Raw genomic sequence first — 17,600 nt, forward strand, 5'->3', positions numbered from 1 at the left:
TTCTAGGCAAGTAGTTTCTTTAATGACGGGTTGTATCATTTTATTTATTGTCGGTACAGGGGTTTTATTTTATTTTTTGCAGTCTTTGAATACTGAATATATCCAACAGAGGCAAAGCATTGTGGATAAACAATTGTTGATGGATGAAATATTCGATCAATATAATACCGTCTTTTTAGATATTAAGGGATATATAGCTTTCAATAATGATGCATTAAAGGATAAAGCATTAAATGAGGAAACTTCAATCACGGAAAATATTGAAGCGTTTAAGGAGATTGCCAATACAAAGGAGGATAAGAATATCTCCAATGAGCTTGGGACTTTTACTGAATATTATTTTAGTGGGGTTCTTCCATCTTTATTTGATTCCGAAAAAAAAGGGGGGAAGTTAGAGGTTGAAAAAATGGATAGTACTGAAATTACGGCACAAATTACGAGTCTTCGCAGTACTATTAAATCATACTCGGGCACTTTAACGGAAAGGCTCGATAAAAATGTGAAGGATCTGACGAAAGAGCAGTCCTATATTCAAGGAGCCTTTGTCGGGTTCGTTCTTATTTTCTTATTCATCTTCTTATTCATCGTCAGATCGATCATCCGGAACATAGGAAGACCTCTTTCGGATTTTTCAATAGCGGCGAATGAAATTGCAGCCGGACGGGAGGCTGTTATTTCCGTCAAGGAGAACCGGAAGGATGAGCTAGGGGTATTGTCGATTGCATTCAAAAAAATGTTTACAAGCGTTCAGGAAAAAGAGCAGGAATTGATGGCGCATAATGAAGAACTGCTTGCACAGCAGGATGAACTTCAAGCCCAGCAAAATGAACTTCAAGTAACACTTGGAATCATCACTGATAATGAGCAGAAGCTCACGAGGAGAAATGAACTGATCAATGGTATATCATCGACTTTAGATAAAAAGGAAGTGCTAAAAAGCATTGTCTTTAATATGAGCAGGTTAATTTCTGCTGATCGTGGGATGATTGCTTTAGTACATGAGGATGTCTCCTCATCATTCGGAATATCGGAAAATGGAATACGGCAATTCCGGAATAATATCCACAGCGGTTTGAATCATCGTCTCCTTGAAGAGAAGAAACCCTTCACTATAAAGAGAGAACAAGATGTGGCTGAGAAAGGGTATCACGAAAATAAGAATTACAGTTATGATTTATATCTTCCCGTTTTATCCACGTTTAAAGAAGTGGATGCAATCATGGTTTTCAGCAGGTACGGGACACCATTTACCGATCAGGAAGTGGAAGAATGCGAAACCTTGGCTAAGCAAATTTCAACGTCGCTTGACAAGATCAAGCTTTACGAACAGACAGAAGAGAATAGGAAGCTGAATCAGGATATCCTGAACACGATTCAGGAAGGCATCCAATTGATTGATCAGGAAAGAAAGATCATTCAGGTCAATCAGCCATTTTGCGATATTTTTAAAATAGGTTCTTTTCCTGAGCAAATAATTGACATGTCATGGGAAACGTGGAGTGCTGAAATGGCTGCTCAAATGGAGGGGGAGAGGTTTTTATATGCAATGGATGAAGCGATCAATAATCCGGAGGGAGTGAATGATGAAGAACGAAGTTTTACATTTAAAAAGGAAGAGACGAATCAGGTCATAAAGGTATATCTTGAAACACTGCATTATCGCGATGAAGGCTATGGCACAATTTTAGTTTATCGTGATATTACAAAAGAATATGAAGTGGATCAAATGAAGTCCGAATTTGTCAGTACAGTTAGTCATGAATTAAGGACACCGCTTGCAAGCGTCCTTGGTTTTACCGAATTGATGCTGAACAAACCATTGAAACCCGAAAGACAAACAAAATATTTACAGACAATTTACAATGAAGCAAAAAGGCTTACCGCACTTATCAATGATTTCCTGGATGTTCAAAAAATGGAGTCCGGTAAACAAATATATGAAAAAAAATATGTGGAAATCATTCCATTAATTCAAAAGGTAATTGAACATTTGGAAATAAATACAGCACAGCACGATATTCGGCTCAATATCGAAGCCAAGGATTTAATGATCCTAGGGGATCGCTTAAAAATTGAACAAGCGTTTTCAAACCTTTTAAGCAATGCAATCAAATATTCTCCTGATGGGGGCGGGATCTCTGTCCGAGTATATAGCAGGAACGATATGCTTTTCATAGATATCCAGGATGAGGGTTTAGGCATCCCAAAAGAATCACTGCCGCATTTATTCCAGAAATTTTATAGGGTCGATAATTCAGATCGCAGGCGGATTGGAGGAACGGGCCTTGGATTAGCCATTGTTGATGAAATCATAAAGTCACACGGCGGAAATGTTTCGGTGGTTTCCAATTATGGACATGGAAGTACATTTACCATATCCTTACCTAGAGTAACTCTGAAAGAATTGGGGCAGAACCATGAAGGACAGCCAAGAAAACTTAACCATGAAATCATGGTCATTGAAGATGATATAAACTTAGCGGAACTGCTAAAATATGAATTGATGGACAGTGGCTTCCACGTTAGCTATTTCAACAGTGGTAGAAAGGCATTTCAAAAACTGAAAACCTCACCTCCGGATGCCATTGTACTGGATATCCTTCTTGAAGAGGGAGAGATGGACGGCTGGACTATCCTAAGGGAATTAAAAGGATCTGCTCACTTGAATGAGATTCCCGTTTTTGTATCGACTGCACTTGACGAAAGGGAGAAGGGAATTTCCTTGGGAGCGAAGGATTATTTAGTTAAACCTTATAAACCGAGCCAATTATCCAAAGTGATCATGCATACCTTGTTAAGTAACGGTAAACAAGGGCAGATTCTGATCCCGCAAGTATTCCATGAAGAAAAGAAGGGTTAAAAAATAAAAAACCGTAATAGGTATACAGAACACCAAAAAAATGATAAATTCAAATATGTTGGAAAAATAAATAATTGGGTACAATTGTAGGTAAAGGTAAGTTACAGGAGGATTTTTATTCATGCAAAAAATTCAGGCCGGTATGGCTGTAGAGTTAGAAGTGGAACGTAAGGCTGATTTTGGATGGTTTTTAACGGATGGTTCAGAAGATGTCTTACTTCATCATAATGAAATGAATGAAGGAACGGAACTTGAGATTGGCGATGAAGTAACTGTGTTCATCTACCATGACAAACAAGCAAGGCTAACAGCGACAATGAAGATACCCGAAATTCAGATTGATCGATATGGCTGGGCGGAAGTTGTCAATGTGAAAAGGAAACTGGGTGTTTTTGTGGACATCGGTCTTTCCAAAGATATTCTTGTATCCCTGGATGACCTTCCGAATATAGATCGCTTATGGCCCGAGGTTGGTGATCGTTTATTTGTATCCCTGAAGACAGATCGTCATGATCGCCTGTTTGGTAAACTTGCAACGGAAGATATAATTCAGGAGATTGCAGTGAAAGCTCCTTTAAAAGGAGTCCGTAATACCAGTATTAAGGGAAATGTCTATCGTTTGCTTATGGTTGGATCTTTCTTTATTTCGCAAGAAGGGTACCGCTGTTTTATTCACGAGAGTGAACGCAAGGAGGAGCCCCGTCTTGGTGAATTAGTTGAAGGGCGCGTCATTGATAGTAAAGAAGATGGAACGCTTAACGTTTCATTAATCCCCTTTAAACAAGATTTAATGGGGGAAGATGCTGATATCATCTTCACTTACTTAATGAATCGCGGCGGTGCAATGCCTTATGGTGACAAAACGCCACCTGATGATATTAAGTTTCACTTCGGTTTGAGCAAGGGAGCGTTCAAGCGTGCTCTCGGCAAACTGATGAAAGAAGAAAAGATTTACCAGGAAGATGGATGGACATATTCTTCAGACCGAAAATGAAAAAGCAGCGGATTTTCTCCGCTGCCTTTTTTTATGTGAATTTCATTAAAAGAACTTCTTTTTACCTTTTTCTTCTTTTAAAATCTCCACAGCTTCCCTGAACCTCATCGAATGGATAATTTCCCTTTCACGTAAAAACCTGAGTGAATCATTGATATCAGGATCATCCGAGATGTCAATCAACCACTGGTAGGTTGCTCTGGCCTTTTCTTCAGCGGCAATATCTTCATATAAATCAGCAATCGGATCGCCTTTAGCTTGAATATATGTGGCAGTCCACGGACTTCCTGCCGCGTTTTGATAAAAAAGAGCACTATCATGATTGACATAATGTTCACCTAGGCCGGCTGCGGCCATCTGCTGTGGTGTGGCATCTTTTGTAAGTTTATAAATCATTGTGGCAATCATTTCCAGGTGAGCGAATTCTTCCGTTCCGATATCCGTCAGCAGGCCAATCACTTTATCCGGAATTGTATATCGTTGATTTAAGTATCGGAGTGCTGCAGCCAACTCACCATCAGCACCCCCGTATTGTTCTATTAAAAATTTAGCCAATCGAGGATTACAGTCCCTGACTTTAACTGGATATTGCAGCTTCTTTTCGTAAACCCACATAGCTCATCTCTCCTTATACCTGCCATGGCCAAGGGCCTTGGCCCCATTCCCATTTATTTTCACCGCCTGGACTGTTTCCAAATCCCAATAATGGACCATATTTAGGCTCAAAAACCGATTTCAACTGTTTGGAATATTCATGAAATTGATTAAATTGCTGTAAAGCCTGCTGGTCGTTAGGGTGTGTATCCAAATAAAGAGTCAACTCGACAAGTACGAAATCGGCAGCCTGTATTTGTTCAAGCAACTGATAATATTCATCATCCAGGTTCTTATTCATTTACGTCTCCCTTTCCCGATATGGATTATCATAAAAATCATAAAAGAATTTCCAAAGTGTACCGTATTTCAAAGCTTCTTCCGGTGTGAACTGCTCCATATTAGGCGGTTGAAAATTAATATACAAATTAGGAGGTGTCCTGTAATACTTTCTCCCAATAGGCGGACAAGGATCGAATTTACTATGGAAAGGTTTATATGACTTAACTAATGTAAAAGTCTTTTCGCGAGTCAAAAAAATACCTCCTTTGTAAAGATATAGCTTTTAATTTTTATGCCTGGATAATGCATAATATGACTTCTCTGGCCTGGAAAGGAAATTATCTGGAAAATGATGTTTTTTCAGAATATTAAAAAATCTTGTTATAGTCCCGTTATCTTGCTGTGATGTTTGTCATCTATTCTTTATCTGTTTGTTCTTTGTATAGAAGAATACTATGTTAAGATTTAACTCATAGCTTATAAAGCAGCTCACAAGGAGGTAACAAACATATGAAAAAATCAATCTTATCGTTAGCGGCAGCGGCTGCAATATCCGGTGCATTTACAATTCCGGTACAAGCAGAAGATGTCAAAGTGAAAGATGGAGACACATTATGGGGGATATCTCAAACATATAAAGTATCAATAGAAGATGTTAAGTCTTGGAACAATTTGTCTTCAGACGTGATTTATGCCGGAGAAACCATACATATTTCTCAAGAGGAGCATTATAAAGTAAAGTCAGGGGACACATTATCGGAAATTGCAGACAAATATGATGTAGCGGTAAATGATATTAAATCTTGGAACGGTTTAAATTCAGATACAATCCATCCTGGCCAGAAACTGGTCATTAAACCTGCAGCTAATAAAGTAGAAGCTGCGAGTGTAGGGCCAGCGCAGGAATCAAAGCAAGCTGCACCAGCAGAACAATCAAAGCCAGTGGAACAATCAAAGCCAGCAGAACAATCAAAGCCAGTGGAACAATCGAAACCAGCAGAACAAACAAAGCCGGTTGAACAATCGGAACCAGCAGAATCATCTGAAAAAGCAGACACAAACAATGAATCCAACGATCAAGCAGGAATCAAAAAGGAAATCACTGTTAGGGCAACTGCCTATACGGCTGATTGTCAAGGCTGCAGCGGTACTACAGCCACAGGAGTTAACCTGAAAGCTAATCCTGATGCAAAGGTAATATCAGTGGACCCATCAGTCATTCCGCTTGGATCTAAAGTTTATGTAGAGGGTTATGGCTACGCGACCGCAGCTGATACAGGCAGTGCCATCAAAGGGAATAGAGTGGACATTTTTGTACCTAACGAAAAAGATGCCGTGAATTGGGGCGTTAAAAACGTCAAAGTTCAAATCCTGAATTAATTAAACCATACAAAACATGTTTATATATTGAAAAAAGTAGACACAGACATAATGTGTCTGCTTTTTTTGTCCTTTTGGTTCACGGGAAAAGCAGGTACAATGAAAGAAATAGATCCTTATGAATCCTAACAAGGAATATAGGAGGAGTAGTAAATTGATGGAAAAAGCTCGTGATTATTTACAGGAATACTTTGGTTATGAATCATTCCGAAAAGGTCAGGAACAGATTATCGAACAAGTTTTAGAAGGAATAAACACGGCGGGAATCATGCCTACTGGCGGAGGTAAATCAATATGTTACCAAATTCCAGCCCTTCTGTTACCAGGTGTAACACTCGTGATATCCCCACTTATTTCCTTGATGAAGGACCAAGTAGATGCCCTCGAACAAAATGGGATTGATGCCACATTTCTTAATAGCTCCATTTCTGGGATAGAATCATCCAATAGAATGAACGATATTAAGCAGGGTAGATATAAGCTAGTTTATGTTGCACCTGAACGGCTGGAAAATCCTGCATTTCAACAGGACCTATTTAATGTGGAAATTTCATTGGTTGCCATTGATGAGGCCCACTGTATATCTCAATGGGGACATGACTTCAGACCAAGTTATTTAAAAATCAAAACCTTATTGAAAAACATGCCATCAGCTCCGACTGTACTGGCATTAACGGCAACAGCCACACCGCATGTGACCGATGATATATGTCAGTCACTAGGAATATCAGTGCAGCATACAGTATCAACGGGATTTTCCAGGGATAACCTGTTCTTTTCCGTTGTGAAAGAAGAAAATCGCGGACGGTTTTTAATGCGCTATTTAGAGAAAAACAAAAGTGAATCCGGTATCATATATGCAGCCACTAGGAAAGAAGTCGATACCTTGTATGCCAAACTTATTAAAGCCGGGTTCAAAACAGGTCGATACCATGCTGGCATGAATGAACAAGACCGGTCGGAACAGCAAGACCAATTCATTCGGGATGACGTTCCCTTGATGGTAGCAACATCCGCCTTTGGGATGGGAATCGATAAGTCGAATGTCAGATACGTCATCCATTACCAAACTCCAAAGAACATGGAGAGTTATTATCAAGAAGCGGGCCGTGCAGGGAGGGATGGATTGGAAAGTGAATGTATCCTCCTATATTCCCCTCAGGATATGCAGATACAGCGTTTCTTGATTGATCAATCTAATCCCTCGCAGGAGTGGCAATCCCAGGAATTAAAGAAATTGAACAGAATGAAGGATTATTGTTTTACAGAAGGGTGCTTGCAAGCCTTCATCCTTCGATACTTTGGAGAAGAAAATCCGGAAGATTGCGGTCATTGCGAAAATTGTACAGATAAACGTGACTCTGTTGAAGTAACTACTCAGGCACAGATGGTCCTTTCATGCATGTTGCGAATGGGTGAGCGATTCGGTAAAACGATGATTTCCCAAGTGCTTACGGGATCACGCAATAAGAAAATTGAAGAGTTTGGATTCCAGAAGCTTTCAACCTATGGTATCATCAATGATCAATCTGCGAAGGATGTAGGTGATTTCATTGATTTCCTGACCGCAAAACAGTACATCGAAATGACGGGCGGCCAGTTTCCGGTCCTCAAGGTCACCAATGCTGGCAGGGAAGTGTTACTGGGACAGAAAAAAGTCCTGCGTAAGGAAATGAAAAAAGTAAGCAGCATCAGTGCAGATCATGGGTTGTTCGAAGATTTAAGACAGTTAAGAAAAGAATTGGCAAGTAAGGAAAATGTACCTCCATTCATTATTTTTTCCGATGCATCTTTGAAAGATATGGCTGTCAAATTGCCGAGGACAGAAGAGGAATTCCTGGAAGTTAAAGGCGTAGGGATGCAGAAATTTGAACGCTTCGGATCTGTGTTCTTACAAGGTATTTCCCAGTATGTACAGGCACATCCTGAAATAGAAATGAATACTATGGTTACAAAGGAAACGGTAAAGCGAGCTACTAAACCATCTCATTTAGAAAGCTACCGCTTATATCGGGAAGGCAAATCAATCAAGGAAATAGGAACATTGAGAGGGCTGTCTTCCGTTTCAATTGAAAATCATTTATTAAAGTGTGCAGAAGAACATTTGGATATCAAATGGGATGAGATTTTCTCGGATAAAGAGTTTGATCTTGTTTTGGAAACTGCGAAACAATTGGATTCTGAAAAATTGAAACCGCTAAAAGAAGCCTTGCCTGAGCATATTTCCTACTTCATGATTAAAGCGATCTTGGTTAAAGCAGGGTTGGAAAACGAAAGGTGATAAGGTTTTTTGGATAATTTTTTCATTGAATAAATAAGAATTTAGTTTATTGCGTATACTAGGAATGATAAAAAGGAGGAATTTTGCGCCTTTAATCAGAGTCTTTATATAAAAAAGAGGAGGTTGCTCATGTATTTTGGTAAAAAGAATTCAGAGGAACCAGAAATCGTTATGGAAGATACGATAGTATATGCATGTGGATCAGCGGATTGCAATGGTTGGATGAGAAAAGATTTTGCCTCGGAAAACTATGATTGCCCAATGTGCGGAAGTCAATTAATTGAGGAAGTCAGGGAACTTCCAAAAATTGAAAATGAGTATAATGCGTTTAAATAAAAGAGGTGAATCATAGCCTCTTTATTTTTTATTTTAAGAAAGAAGTATGACGAGTGATTTCATTTTGAATAACGCTTTACATATAAAAATATTTATGGTATTATTAAGTTTCAGTGTTATGGAAATAAAGCACTGGAGGGTAATTTAAAGTAACATTTTTATTAATAAAATAATTTTTCATCATTTTCATGATGAAGTAGAAACAAGTTAAACACATCTAGAAAAAAGAACTACATGTAATTATTTTCCTCGATCCATTTCTGTTCTTCATTAACTTACTTCTATGTACCATTTGTCTTTTGGAATTTAATCTACCCAATTGGAATTACGGACGGTTTTAATTAATAAACATGTACTTACAAGCTTTTATCTGATTCTCGCAGGCACGGTCTAGGAACCGTATGGATGGGAGAGAGGCAGGGCTTTCATTGTTTTAGGTTTTGGCATTAAAAATTACTCTCATGCTCGATACGCTTTGAAATGTTCATTGAACGAGCAGGAAGAACCATATGGAATGGATTCTTGAACAGCGCAGTCTCGATTATCTTGAAGGGTAAGTCAGGGACTGTGTTTCATTTTGGGGAATCATTTCTTTTTTAGAATTTTTCTTCAAATAAAAAAAGCATATATATGATATAATGGGTACTGAGATATGAAAAAATCATGTCGTAATCTCAAGTTCTTACCATTCAAAAGTTTGTTTTGAAAGAAAACAATAATCATACTTAAATTTGCGAATGGTTATTTACTCACAATTTAGATTAAACGCCATCTATTCTTTCTTTTATCTTTATGGCTTGTGATCTGTTATGCAGGACGGAGTCAATTCAATTCTAAGGAGTGAGATATATGTATAGAAGAAATAATACGGAAGAAATCATTCCTGAAGAAACTAAGGTGTGGGAATGTACATCAGAAGATTGCAAAGGTTGGATTCGCGATAACTTTACAAGTAATGATGAACATGTTTGTCCGTTATGTAGCAGCGAGATGAAACCCGGCACCAGAATGCTTCAAGCAATCAACAATCCAAGGAACTATTAAGGCTAGATAAAAAAAGCTGAAGGGGATTCTCCCTTCAGCTTTTTTTATCTTTTTGCCAATTGGATGAAGCAAAAAGCAGGTGAGGTTAGTGGATATCTTTTTTCTTGAATCGACCGCCTCGAACTTCCGCGATATCCCCTACGGCAAGAAATGCAGATGGATCGAAGCTTTTGACTATCTCTTTAAGTTTTGCTTCCTCAAGCCTGTTTATTACACAAAAGATGACTTTTTTATCATCACCAGAATAAGCACCTTCTCCAGCTAAAAAGGTTACGCCCCGTCCAAGACGATTCATTATCGCTTCGCCGATATCATTAAATTCATCACTGATAATCCAAACAAATTTAGATTCGTCTAAACCTGCGATGACGATATCCATCGTTTTATATGCCACGAAGTAGGCTATGATCGAATACATGGCACGATCCCACGAGAATACGAAGCCCGCACTGCCAAGGATGAATAAATTAAAGAACATGACGATCTCCCCAACGGAAAAAGGGAGCTTCTTGCTAGCGAGAATAGCAAGTATTTCTGTGCCATCCAACGAGCCGCCATATCGAATGACCATTCCAACACCAATTCCAAGAATCATACCGCCGAAAGCGGACGCTAGAAGGATATCCTGAGTGAAAGCTGGTACATGATGAAGCAATGCAGTGGTAATGGAAAGGACTAAAATTCCATAAAGGGTAGAGAATGCGAAGGTTTTTCCGATTTGTTTATAACCGATAAAAAAGAAAGGAAGATTCAAAATGAAAAGAAAGATTCCAAGCTTCCATCCAGTGATGTAAGATAACATAATCGAAATACCCGTTATGCCCCCGTCGATTACGTTATTCGGCACTAAAAAAATCTCGAGGCCGACAGCCATTAAAACTGCACCGATTGTAATTAATAGACCTCTTTGTAAAATTTGTCTAAGTGTTAATCTTTTATGCTGGGTCTTCTTTTGCATAATTTCTGTTGTACTTGCACCTGCCAGGTCTGACATAATCATGCCCCCACTCCTTCTCTCTATATAAGTTCCATTTAATTATAAACCTATAGGTATAATTAAATAAAGAAATTAACATTCCTAATTATTATATTCCTGAATAATTTTTGGTATTATTCATCATTCCCTGGAATGATGAAGCAGGGTTGTGAATGCTTGTCAGTACCATGTATTCATATTCTACTCCATATAAAACAATAGTATTTCTCATTTAATTGATTTTATGAAAAAACCTGCATTTTCTTGAGGAAGGGGTTGCGCCGAAAGAATCAGAGTGTAAATATACAGGAGTAAGGAAATAAAAACCTTTGAGGTCCTATGAATTTACATTACAATATAGGAGAATAGAACGTTAGAGGTGATCAAGTAAAAAAATGGAACAATCAATTGTGGCATCAAATCCTGTCCTCTTTATGATTGCAGTACTATTGATAATAATGGCGTGTTATACGGCATTGGATTTATTGACAACATTACTGACGATAGAGAGATATAAACGCCTGGTATATATAGGGAGCAGCTGCTCTATGGGAGTGGCTATCTGGACGCTTAATTTTGTGGTCATATATACCCTCGATAATTCAGGAATGGCAGCATCCAACTTTTCTACAATAATTTTTTCGTTAGCTTTAGCGATAGCGCTCGCAGGGGTTGGGTTATTGGCCATATCGTATAAAACCCAAGTCCTGCAAATCGTATTTTGCGGCTTTATGTTTACGATGGCCATTTTATCTAATTATATAATGGGAACATCTTCTTTAAATCACTCCTTGCACTTTAGCCCATTGTCGGTTCTCAGTACGCTTTTCAGTATCTTTGTATTATTTGTAGCAGCGCTTGCAATATTATTTTATTTTAACAAATTAAGTCAATCTTCGCTAAAGCCAGTCAGTACGCTCATGATGAGTGGTGCAATCATTGAAGGCTATTATCTTTTTGTGAGAGTGTTACCAATGAATGTGAAAAATGAAACGGATGAATTTGTTCCACTCACTCCACTTATGCTTTATCTTACATGCTTCGTTTCAATATTCATCCTTGCCAGCTTGATAGCTTCAAGTACGATCGTGGGCCGTAGGTTAGCAAAAAGTGATAATACTGTGAGTGATATCCGTTATGCTTTAGATCAATCGGCAATCGTCGCCATCACGGATGCAAAAGGAATCATTACATATGTTAACGAAAAATTCCTGGAAATATCACAATTTGAAAAACATGAACTAATTGGAAAAAATCATTCGATAATCAATTCTGGTTATCACGCAAAAGAATTTTTCACTGACTTATGGCAAACGATCAGCCAAGGGAATACATGGCATGGTGAAATATGCAATCGGGCTAAAGATGGTAATCTGTATTGGGTGGATACAACTATCGTTCCGTTTATGAAAAAGGGGAAACCATATCAATATATTTCCATCCGTTCGGACATTTCCGCTCGTAAAAAAGCAGAAAATGCTTTAAAGGGGTCAATCAAGGAACTAGAAGATATGCAATATGCAATTAACCAATCTTTGATTGTGGCGATAACCGATGATAAAGGAGTCATTATTGAAGTGAATGAAAAGTTCTCGGAGGTTTCAGGTTATGGCAAAGGTGAATTGATAGGCCAGACCCATAGAATGGTTAATTCCGGATACCATTCAAAGGAATTCTTTGAACAAATGTGGAAGACCGTCCATGAACGGAAAGTTTGGAAAGGTGAAATTAGAAACAAGGCGAAAGATGGCAGTTTTTATTGGGTCGATACAACGATTGTTCCATTTTTCAGCGAAGAAGGAAAGCCGTTTCAGTTCTTGGCACTGAGATATGATATAACTGAGCGTAAACAATCTGAAGAGATGCTCCATCGGCAGGATAAATTAGCCGCTGTCGGTCAGCTTGCTGCTGGGGTGGCGCATGAAATACGGAATCCGCTGACCTCCATGAAAGGGTATACGGAATTTTTGCAATTGGATGAAACGGACGAAAATAAACAAGAATATCTAGAAATAATCATGGATGAAATCAATCGTGTGAATGAGATAGTTGAAGAGTTCTTACAATTGGCCAAACCACAGGCATTGATATTGGAAACGAAGAACCTTGTGTCGATCATTCAAAATGTTGTATCTTTGACGGAGTTTGAAGCCAGGAAGAAGAACATCACGCTGATTTCGGAATGTAATGACGAAGAAATCCTCGTTCGTTGTGATGAGAATCGGTTAAAACAGGTCATATTGAACTTCATTAAAAATGGTATGGAAGCTATGCCTGACGGTGGATTCATAAAAGTCATTACTGAACTTAAAGAGGATAATGTGCATATATCCATAACCGACACAGGAATTGGGATGCCGCCAGAGCAGCTTAAGAGATTGGGAGAACCATTTTTCACAACGAAAAAATCTGGTAATGGGTTAGGTCTCATGATCAGCTTTAAAATCATAGAAAGCCATTCTGGAAATGTCTATGTCGAGAGCGAAGTCAATAAAGGAACAGTCTTTAATATCGTGCTCCCTAATGTCTAATAGGAAGCAATGAAAAAAATCATCAACTTTTTAGAAGATGTCTGTGTGGGGGAACGGGATTTGGAAAAACAAAAGCATGTCAATATTATTAGCTTGAAGGTATTTTACCTTTTTTCTTTTTTTGCAGTGGGAAGTTTAACACCGCTATTAAGCGTTTATTTGGCCAATGAGGGAGGTTTATCAGGTATTGAGATAGGGACGATCATGTCTGTTGGACCGATAGTGATGATCGTTTTTCAACCTTTTTGGGGAATTGTTTGTGATTGGAGCGGGAGACCAGCAAAAATACTCGCAATGACATCGTTTCTTGCTGGTCTATTCGGTTTAGGCTACTTGCTGTTCGAACACTATTTCCTTTTCGTATCCGTCGCAATCGCTTTGGCCATCTTTCAAAGTGCGATAATACCAGTTTCTGATAGCATCACCCTTCAATATACAACAAAAATCAAATCGAATTATGGGAAAATCCGTTTATTCGGATCACTTGGTTACGGTGTGGCTGTTTTTATAATGGGCAAGTTATCTGAATCCTTCATGGGTCCTTCCGTTATATTTTATGCCTTTTTCTTCGGCCTGCTGATAGCGGCTGGTCTGGCTCTTCGTTTGCCCGAAGAACCACCAGGGGGGAAAGTGAAACTTTTTGGTGGAATGAAAGAATTGATTACCATGAAGCGATTTCTTATCTTTCTTGCTATAACGTTCTTGCTTTTTGGTCCTAATCTTGCAAATAATGTATACTATGGTTTGTTTGTCGAGGCAAGAGGCGGTACATATACAGGAATTGGCATCGCGTTCCTATTAGCTGTATTATCGGAAATCCCCTTTATGAGAATGGCAGGTGCCTGGATTCATAAGATAGGCTTGCTGCCAATTACCTTACTGGCTGGCACGGCTTCATTGCTCCGCTGGGGTTTATACTTCACTGAACCAAGTTTGGCTACCGTATATGTGACTTCGATCATTCAAGGGTTTTCACTTGGCTTATTCATTCCAGCAGCTTTACAATATATCAGGGAAGTTGTCCCAGCACGTATAACAGTAACAGCAATAACGCTTTATTCCGCCATTGGCAACGGATTGGGGAACTGGTTCAGTACCTTCAGCGGCGGTATAATATTGGAAAAATCAGGGATATATTCAGTCTATTTATTTTATGGATTACTCACACTGATCGGGATCCTGCTTACAATATGGCTCATGAAGGTAGAAAAGAATGTAAAAGTAATGGGGAAACCCATAGGTATAATGGAAAATTGATGAGTGAACAGTTCTAATAAGGAAGATCAAAAATGATTTCAATTGAAGTGGGCATGCAAAACTCAGGTCTAGGGCTTCATTAACGACCGTTCATTTCTCATCACTAGCGGCCCCCGAGTGCCTTCTTTAGGGGGTGGCATCATGTTTCAGGTCAAAAGGAGTAGACAATATCAAAGGGTATTACGTGAAAGGTCAGGAATCGATTAAACAGTCATTCCAAAAAGGCAGAAAGGGAATACATATGTCCCATTCTGCCTTTTTTTTTGATAAGTTGTTGGGATTTTGTCCATAAGTAAACGTTTTTTTATTTTTGGAAATAATATGATTTAATGGAAGATAGAGAATGAATGGAAGGGTGAGTGTTTTTGAGTAAACCAAAAGTGTTAGCTACTACCATCGTATCAGCCCTAATCAGCCTGTTTTTTGCATTTTGCCTAGGATGGGCGATGATGGACCATTATGGAAAAGGATCGTCCGATATGGAAGTAATTGAAGAAACCCCCATTAAAAGTGACCTTCCTGCTGATTTTACGGTATTGGCATTAGGCGATTCATTAACACGTGGCACAGGTGATGAAACAGGCAAAGGCTATGTTGGACTTGTTGTTGAAGAGTTGAAGAGTCAATATAAAAGAAAACCAATCATTCATAACCTCGGAATTAATGGACAAGTGTCTAAAGAATTGGTGCAGCAAGTGAAACAACCGGAAGTTAAGCGCCAAATCCAGGCAGCTGATGTTATTTTAGTTACAATCGGGGGGAACGATTTATTTCAAAAAGGGCAGACCCTGCTTGAATATGATCGTGAAGCTATATCCGTTTCACAAAAGAATTTCTTGGGAAATTTACATGAAATTTTTAAAGATATAAATAAAGTCAATGATTCAGCTACTATTTTGTTACTTGGTCTGTATAATCCATTTATAGATTTGGATAAAGACTTAGATACGAACCGCATCGTACGGGACTGGAATAATGCAACGGCGGAAGTCGTGGCTCATTATGAAAATGCAATTTTTGTTCCAACATTCGATTTATTTCAATTGTCGGTAAATGAGTATTTGTATTCGGACAATTTTCACCCTAATAAGAAAGGGTATCGTTTAATTGCTGATAGAGTTGCTCCTTTAATCAAATGGGAGGATGTGGAACGATGAAACAGGTGACATTGTCTGTTAGGGAATTGAGAAAAAAGATTGGCAAACGGGAAATTATTAAAGGAATAGATTTTGAGTTGAATGAAGGTGAGGTTTTCGGCTTTTTAGGACCGAATGGGGCAGGTAAGACGACGACAATCCGCATGTTGGTCGGATTGATTAAGCCATCCTCAGGTTCCATCCATATATGCGGTTATGATGTTCGTCAGGAATTTACGAAGGCCATGAAGCAAATGGGCTGCATCGTTGAAAATCCAGAATTATATCCATTTTTGAGTGGGTGGGATAATTTACTCCACTTTGCAAGAATGTTACCTGAAGTCGATGAAACAAGAATGATCGAGGTTGTTGAACTCGTCGGTCTGCAAGCGAGAATTCACGATAAAGTGAAGACCTATTCGTTAGGTATGAGGCAGCGTTTAGGAATCGCGCAGGCAATGCTGAACAGTCCTAAGCTATTAATATTGGATGAACCGACTAACGGTCTAGATCCTGCCGGAATCCGTGAAATGCGACAATTCATCAGGAAGCTGGCTGAAGAAGAGGGTATGAGTGTGCTGGTTTCCTCACACTTATTAGGTGAAATACAGCAACTTTGTGACCGGGTCGCAATTATTAAAGGCGGGGAAATTATTAAAACGGATACAGTGGAAAGCTTATTATCCCAGCAGGAGCGGATAATTTGGCGGGTGGAACCTATTCAAAAGGGAGCGGAAATTCTTAGCCGCTTCACCGATATTACCTTAGATCAAAAATATATCATTACAGCTTATGATGAATCCGAAACGCCTGAATGGAATGCAGCACTTAACCAAGCAGGGGTGAGGGTGCATGAAATGAATCGAAAGCTCCCAGGATTGGAAGAGTTGTTTTTACAAGTTACCGGTGTCGGAGGTGCAGGCATTGAATAAATTGGTCCAAAATGAAATGATGAAGATGTTGGCAAAAAAACGGCTGATCATAATCGGTATTATCGTTGGAATTTTAGTGTTGATGTTTACATATGCCCAATACAAACAAGTGGAAGAGCAACGGGAGAAGTTGGGAACTGATGATTGGCGTGCGGCTCTTCAGCAGCAAATCATTGATACTCAAAATCGGTTGGGCTCGAATAGGATGCTGGATGAGTGGCGTGAACAGCTGCAAGTAAGTCTGAAGCAGCAGCAATATTATCTCGATCATGATATTAATCCCTCAGAACCAGGCGCAGCTACTTTTACACGCATGTTTTTGGAAAATGCAATTGATTTGTTCATTCCGCTGTTGATCATGATTGTGGCCAGTGATTTGGTTTCTTCCGAAAATGGACAAGGCACGATCAAACTTCTGTTGACAAGGCCAGTGGAGCGCTGGAAAATCTTATTGAGCAAATATGTAACATTATTATTATCGGTTTCGATTATCGTGGCGATGACAGCCTTATTGTCTTACCTTTTATCAGGAATCGTTTTCGGGTACCAAGGCTGGGGGGCCCCCATAATAACGGGATTTGAATTGAATGGTGCTGATGTAGATGTCAGTCAAGTAAGGTTAGTTGAACAATGGAAATTCCTATTGATGGATTTGGGACTTGTCTGGCTGGTGGCGGTTGTTGTAGGGACTCTTTCTTTCATGCTTTCGGTTTTAGTAAGGAGCACTCCTGCTGGCATGGGCATCATGCTGGCTGCATTAATTTCCGGGGCTATATTGAACAATATGGTTTCATCATGGGAATCAGCGAAGTATTTCTTTATGGTGAATTTGAAGTTGACCGCTTATATTAGCGGCACGGCTCCACCGATAGAAGGGATGACTTTATTATCATCTGTCATTACCTTGCTCGTTTGGTGGGCTCTTGCTTTAATTGTATCTTTTACAGTGTTTACCCGGAGGGATGTATTCTGAGAAACAGACTATATAGATTATTGG

15 protein-coding genes are annotated in these 17,600 nt (G+C 39.1%); 11 read left to right on the forward strand and 4 right to left on the reverse strand.

The annotated features are described in order from the left end of the window. Nucleotides 1-22 precede the first annotated feature (22 nt). The gene (locus tag ACQKFG_RS08190) at nt 23-2,860 is read left to right on the forward strand and encodes an ATP-binding protein (protein WP_427557723.1); all 2,838 of its coding nucleotides are present in this window, start codon (nt 23-25) and stop codon (nt 2,858-2,860) included. A gap of 121 nt (nt 2,861-2,981) precedes the next feature. Further along, nucleotides 2,982-3,854, forward strand: a complete 873-nt coding sequence (locus ACQKFG_RS08195) for a CvfB family protein (RefSeq protein ID WP_349728261.1) — start codon at nt 2,982-2,984, stop codon at nt 3,852-3,854. Nucleotides 3,855-3,899: 45 nt separating this feature from the next. On the opposite strand, the gene ACQKFG_RS08200 is transcribed toward ACQKFG_RS08195, so the two are convergent. Genes ACQKFG_RS08200 through ACQKFG_RS08210 form a run of 3 tightly spaced genes read right to left on the reverse strand, consistent with a single transcriptional unit; the run spans nt 3,900 to nt 4,983 of the window. Next, complete coding sequence (locus tag ACQKFG_RS08200; protein ID WP_192205086.1) at nt 3,900-4,469, reverse strand: manganese catalase family protein; 570 nt, start codon at nt 4,467-4,469, stop codon at nt 3,900-3,902. Between the two features lie 13 nt (nt 4,470-4,482). Further along, complete coding sequence (locus ACQKFG_RS08205) at nt 4,483-4,749, reverse strand: spore coat protein CotJB (RefSeq protein ID WP_192205085.1); 267 nt, start codon at nt 4,747-4,749, stop codon at nt 4,483-4,485. Continuing rightward, nucleotides 4,750-4,983 (reverse strand): spore coat associated protein CotJA, encoded by a 234-nt coding sequence (locus ACQKFG_RS08210; protein ID WP_048679115.1) that lies wholly within the window; start codon nt 4,981-4,983, stop codon nt 4,750-4,752. Nucleotides 4,984-5,240: 257 nt separating this feature from the next. On the opposite strand from ACQKFG_RS08210, the gene ACQKFG_RS08215 reads away from it, so the two are divergent. The 4 genes from ACQKFG_RS08215 to ACQKFG_RS08230 all read left to right on the forward strand — a co-directional run bounded on the left by ACQKFG_RS08215 (nt 5,241) and on the right by ACQKFG_RS08230 (nt 9,771). Further along, complete coding sequence (locus ACQKFG_RS08215) at nt 5,241-6,110, forward strand: LysM peptidoglycan-binding domain-containing protein (RefSeq protein WP_342614001.1); 870 nt, start codon at nt 5,241-5,243, stop codon at nt 6,108-6,110. Between the two features lie 157 nt (nt 6,111-6,267). Beyond that, entirely contained in the window at nt 6,268-8,391 is a 2,124-nt protein-coding gene (recQ, locus tag ACQKFG_RS08220; RefSeq protein WP_427558232.1) for a DNA helicase RecQ, read from the forward strand. Between the two features lie 129 nt (nt 8,392-8,520). After that, nucleotides 8,521-8,727: a cold-inducible protein YdjO-related protein gene (locus ACQKFG_RS08225; protein ID WP_192205082.1), complete on the forward strand. Its 207-nt coding sequence runs from the start codon at nt 8,521-8,523 to the stop codon at nt 8,725-8,727. A gap of 849 nt (nt 8,728-9,576) precedes the next feature. Beyond that, nucleotides 9,577-9,771 (forward strand): cold-shock protein, encoded by a 195-nt coding sequence (locus ACQKFG_RS08230; protein ID WP_034307294.1) that lies wholly within the window; start codon nt 9,577-9,579, stop codon nt 9,769-9,771. Between the two features lie 85 nt (nt 9,772-9,856). On the opposite strand, the gene ACQKFG_RS08235 is transcribed toward ACQKFG_RS08230, so the two are convergent. Then, entirely contained in the window at nt 9,857-10,771 is a 915-nt protein-coding gene (locus tag ACQKFG_RS08235) for a YitT family protein (protein WP_228467431.1), read from the reverse strand. A 371-nt stretch (nt 10,772-11,142) separates the two neighbouring features. On the opposite strand from ACQKFG_RS08235, the gene ACQKFG_RS08240 reads away from it, so the two are divergent. From ACQKFG_RS08240 to ACQKFG_RS08260, 5 genes are all read left to right on the forward strand, one after another. Continuing rightward, nucleotides 11,143-13,278: a PAS domain S-box protein gene (locus ACQKFG_RS08240; protein WP_427557730.1), complete on the forward strand. Its 2,136-nt coding sequence runs from the start codon at nt 11,143-11,145 to the stop codon at nt 13,276-13,278. Nucleotides 13,279-13,287: 9 nt separating this feature from the next. Continuing rightward, nucleotides 13,288-14,535: an MFS transporter gene (locus ACQKFG_RS08245; protein ID WP_427557733.1), complete on the forward strand. Its 1,248-nt coding sequence runs from the start codon at nt 13,288-13,290 to the stop codon at nt 14,533-14,535. 365 nt (nt 14,536-14,900) lie between these two features. After that, entirely contained in the window at nt 14,901-15,692 is a 792-nt protein-coding gene (locus ACQKFG_RS08250; RefSeq protein WP_427557736.1) for an SGNH/GDSL hydrolase family protein, read from the forward strand. Continuing rightward, the gene (locus tag ACQKFG_RS08255; protein ID WP_427557739.1) at nt 15,689-16,603 is read left to right on the forward strand and encodes an ABC transporter ATP-binding protein; all 915 of its coding nucleotides are present in this window, start codon (nt 15,689-15,691) and stop codon (nt 16,601-16,603) included. Before ACQKFG_RS08250 ends, ACQKFG_RS08255 begins: the two co-directional genes overlap by 4 nt. After that, on the forward strand, nt 16,596-17,576 hold the full coding sequence (locus tag ACQKFG_RS08260; protein ID WP_192205077.1) for an ABC transporter permease: 981 nt from the start codon (nt 16,596-16,598) through the stop codon (nt 17,574-17,576). Before ACQKFG_RS08255 ends, ACQKFG_RS08260 begins: the two co-directional genes overlap by 8 nt. Nucleotides 17,577-17,600: the final 24 nt, after the last annotated feature.

The organism is Peribacillus sp. NPDC076916 (assembly GCF_050269675.1).
Taxonomy (GTDB): domain Bacteria; phylum Bacillota; class Bacilli; order Bacillales; family DSM-1321; genus Peribacillus; species Peribacillus aracenensis.

What these genes read in the sequence shown, in the direction of transcription:
- ACQKFG_RS08190 (WP_427557723.1), top strand. Translation starts at nt 23, where the DNA reads ATGACGGGTTGTATCATTTTATTTATTGTCGGTACAGGGGTTTTATTT.
- ACQKFG_RS08195 (WP_349728261.1), top strand. Translation starts at nt 2,982, where the DNA reads ATGCAAAAAATTCAGGCCGGTATGGCTGTAGAGTTAGAAGTGGAACGT.
- ACQKFG_RS08200 (WP_192205086.1), bottom strand. Translation starts at nt 4,469, where the DNA reads ATGTGGGTTTACGAAAAGAAGCTGCAATATCCAGTTAAAGTCAGGGAC.
- ACQKFG_RS08205 (WP_192205085.1), bottom strand. Translation starts at nt 4,749, where the DNA reads ATGAATAAGAACCTGGATGATGAATATTATCAGTTGCTTGAACAAATA.
- ACQKFG_RS08215 (WP_342614001.1), top strand. Translation starts at nt 5,241, where the DNA reads ATGAAAAAATCAATCTTATCGTTAGCGGCAGCGGCTGCAATATCCGGT.
- recQ (WP_427558232.1), top strand. Translation starts at nt 6,268, where the DNA reads ATGGAAAAAGCTCGTGATTATTTACAGGAATACTTTGGTTATGAATCA.
- ACQKFG_RS08225 (WP_192205082.1), top strand. Translation starts at nt 8,521, where the DNA reads ATGTATTTTGGTAAAAAGAATTCAGAGGAACCAGAAATCGTTATGGAA.
- ACQKFG_RS08230 (WP_034307294.1), top strand. Translation starts at nt 9,577, where the DNA reads ATGTATAGAAGAAATAATACGGAAGAAATCATTCCTGAAGAAACTAAG.
- ACQKFG_RS08235 (WP_228467431.1), bottom strand. Translation starts at nt 10,771, where the DNA reads ATGATTATGTCAGACCTGGCAGGTGCAAGTACAACAGAAATTATGCAA.
- ACQKFG_RS08240 (WP_427557730.1), top strand. Translation starts at nt 11,143, where the DNA reads ATGGAACAATCAATTGTGGCATCAAATCCTGTCCTCTTTATGATTGCA.
- ACQKFG_RS08245 (WP_427557733.1), top strand. Translation starts at nt 13,288, where the DNA reads ATGAAAAAAATCATCAACTTTTTAGAAGATGTCTGTGTGGGGGAACGG.
- ACQKFG_RS08255 (WP_427557739.1), top strand. Translation starts at nt 15,689, where the DNA reads ATGAAACAGGTGACATTGTCTGTTAGGGAATTGAGAAAAAAGATTGGC.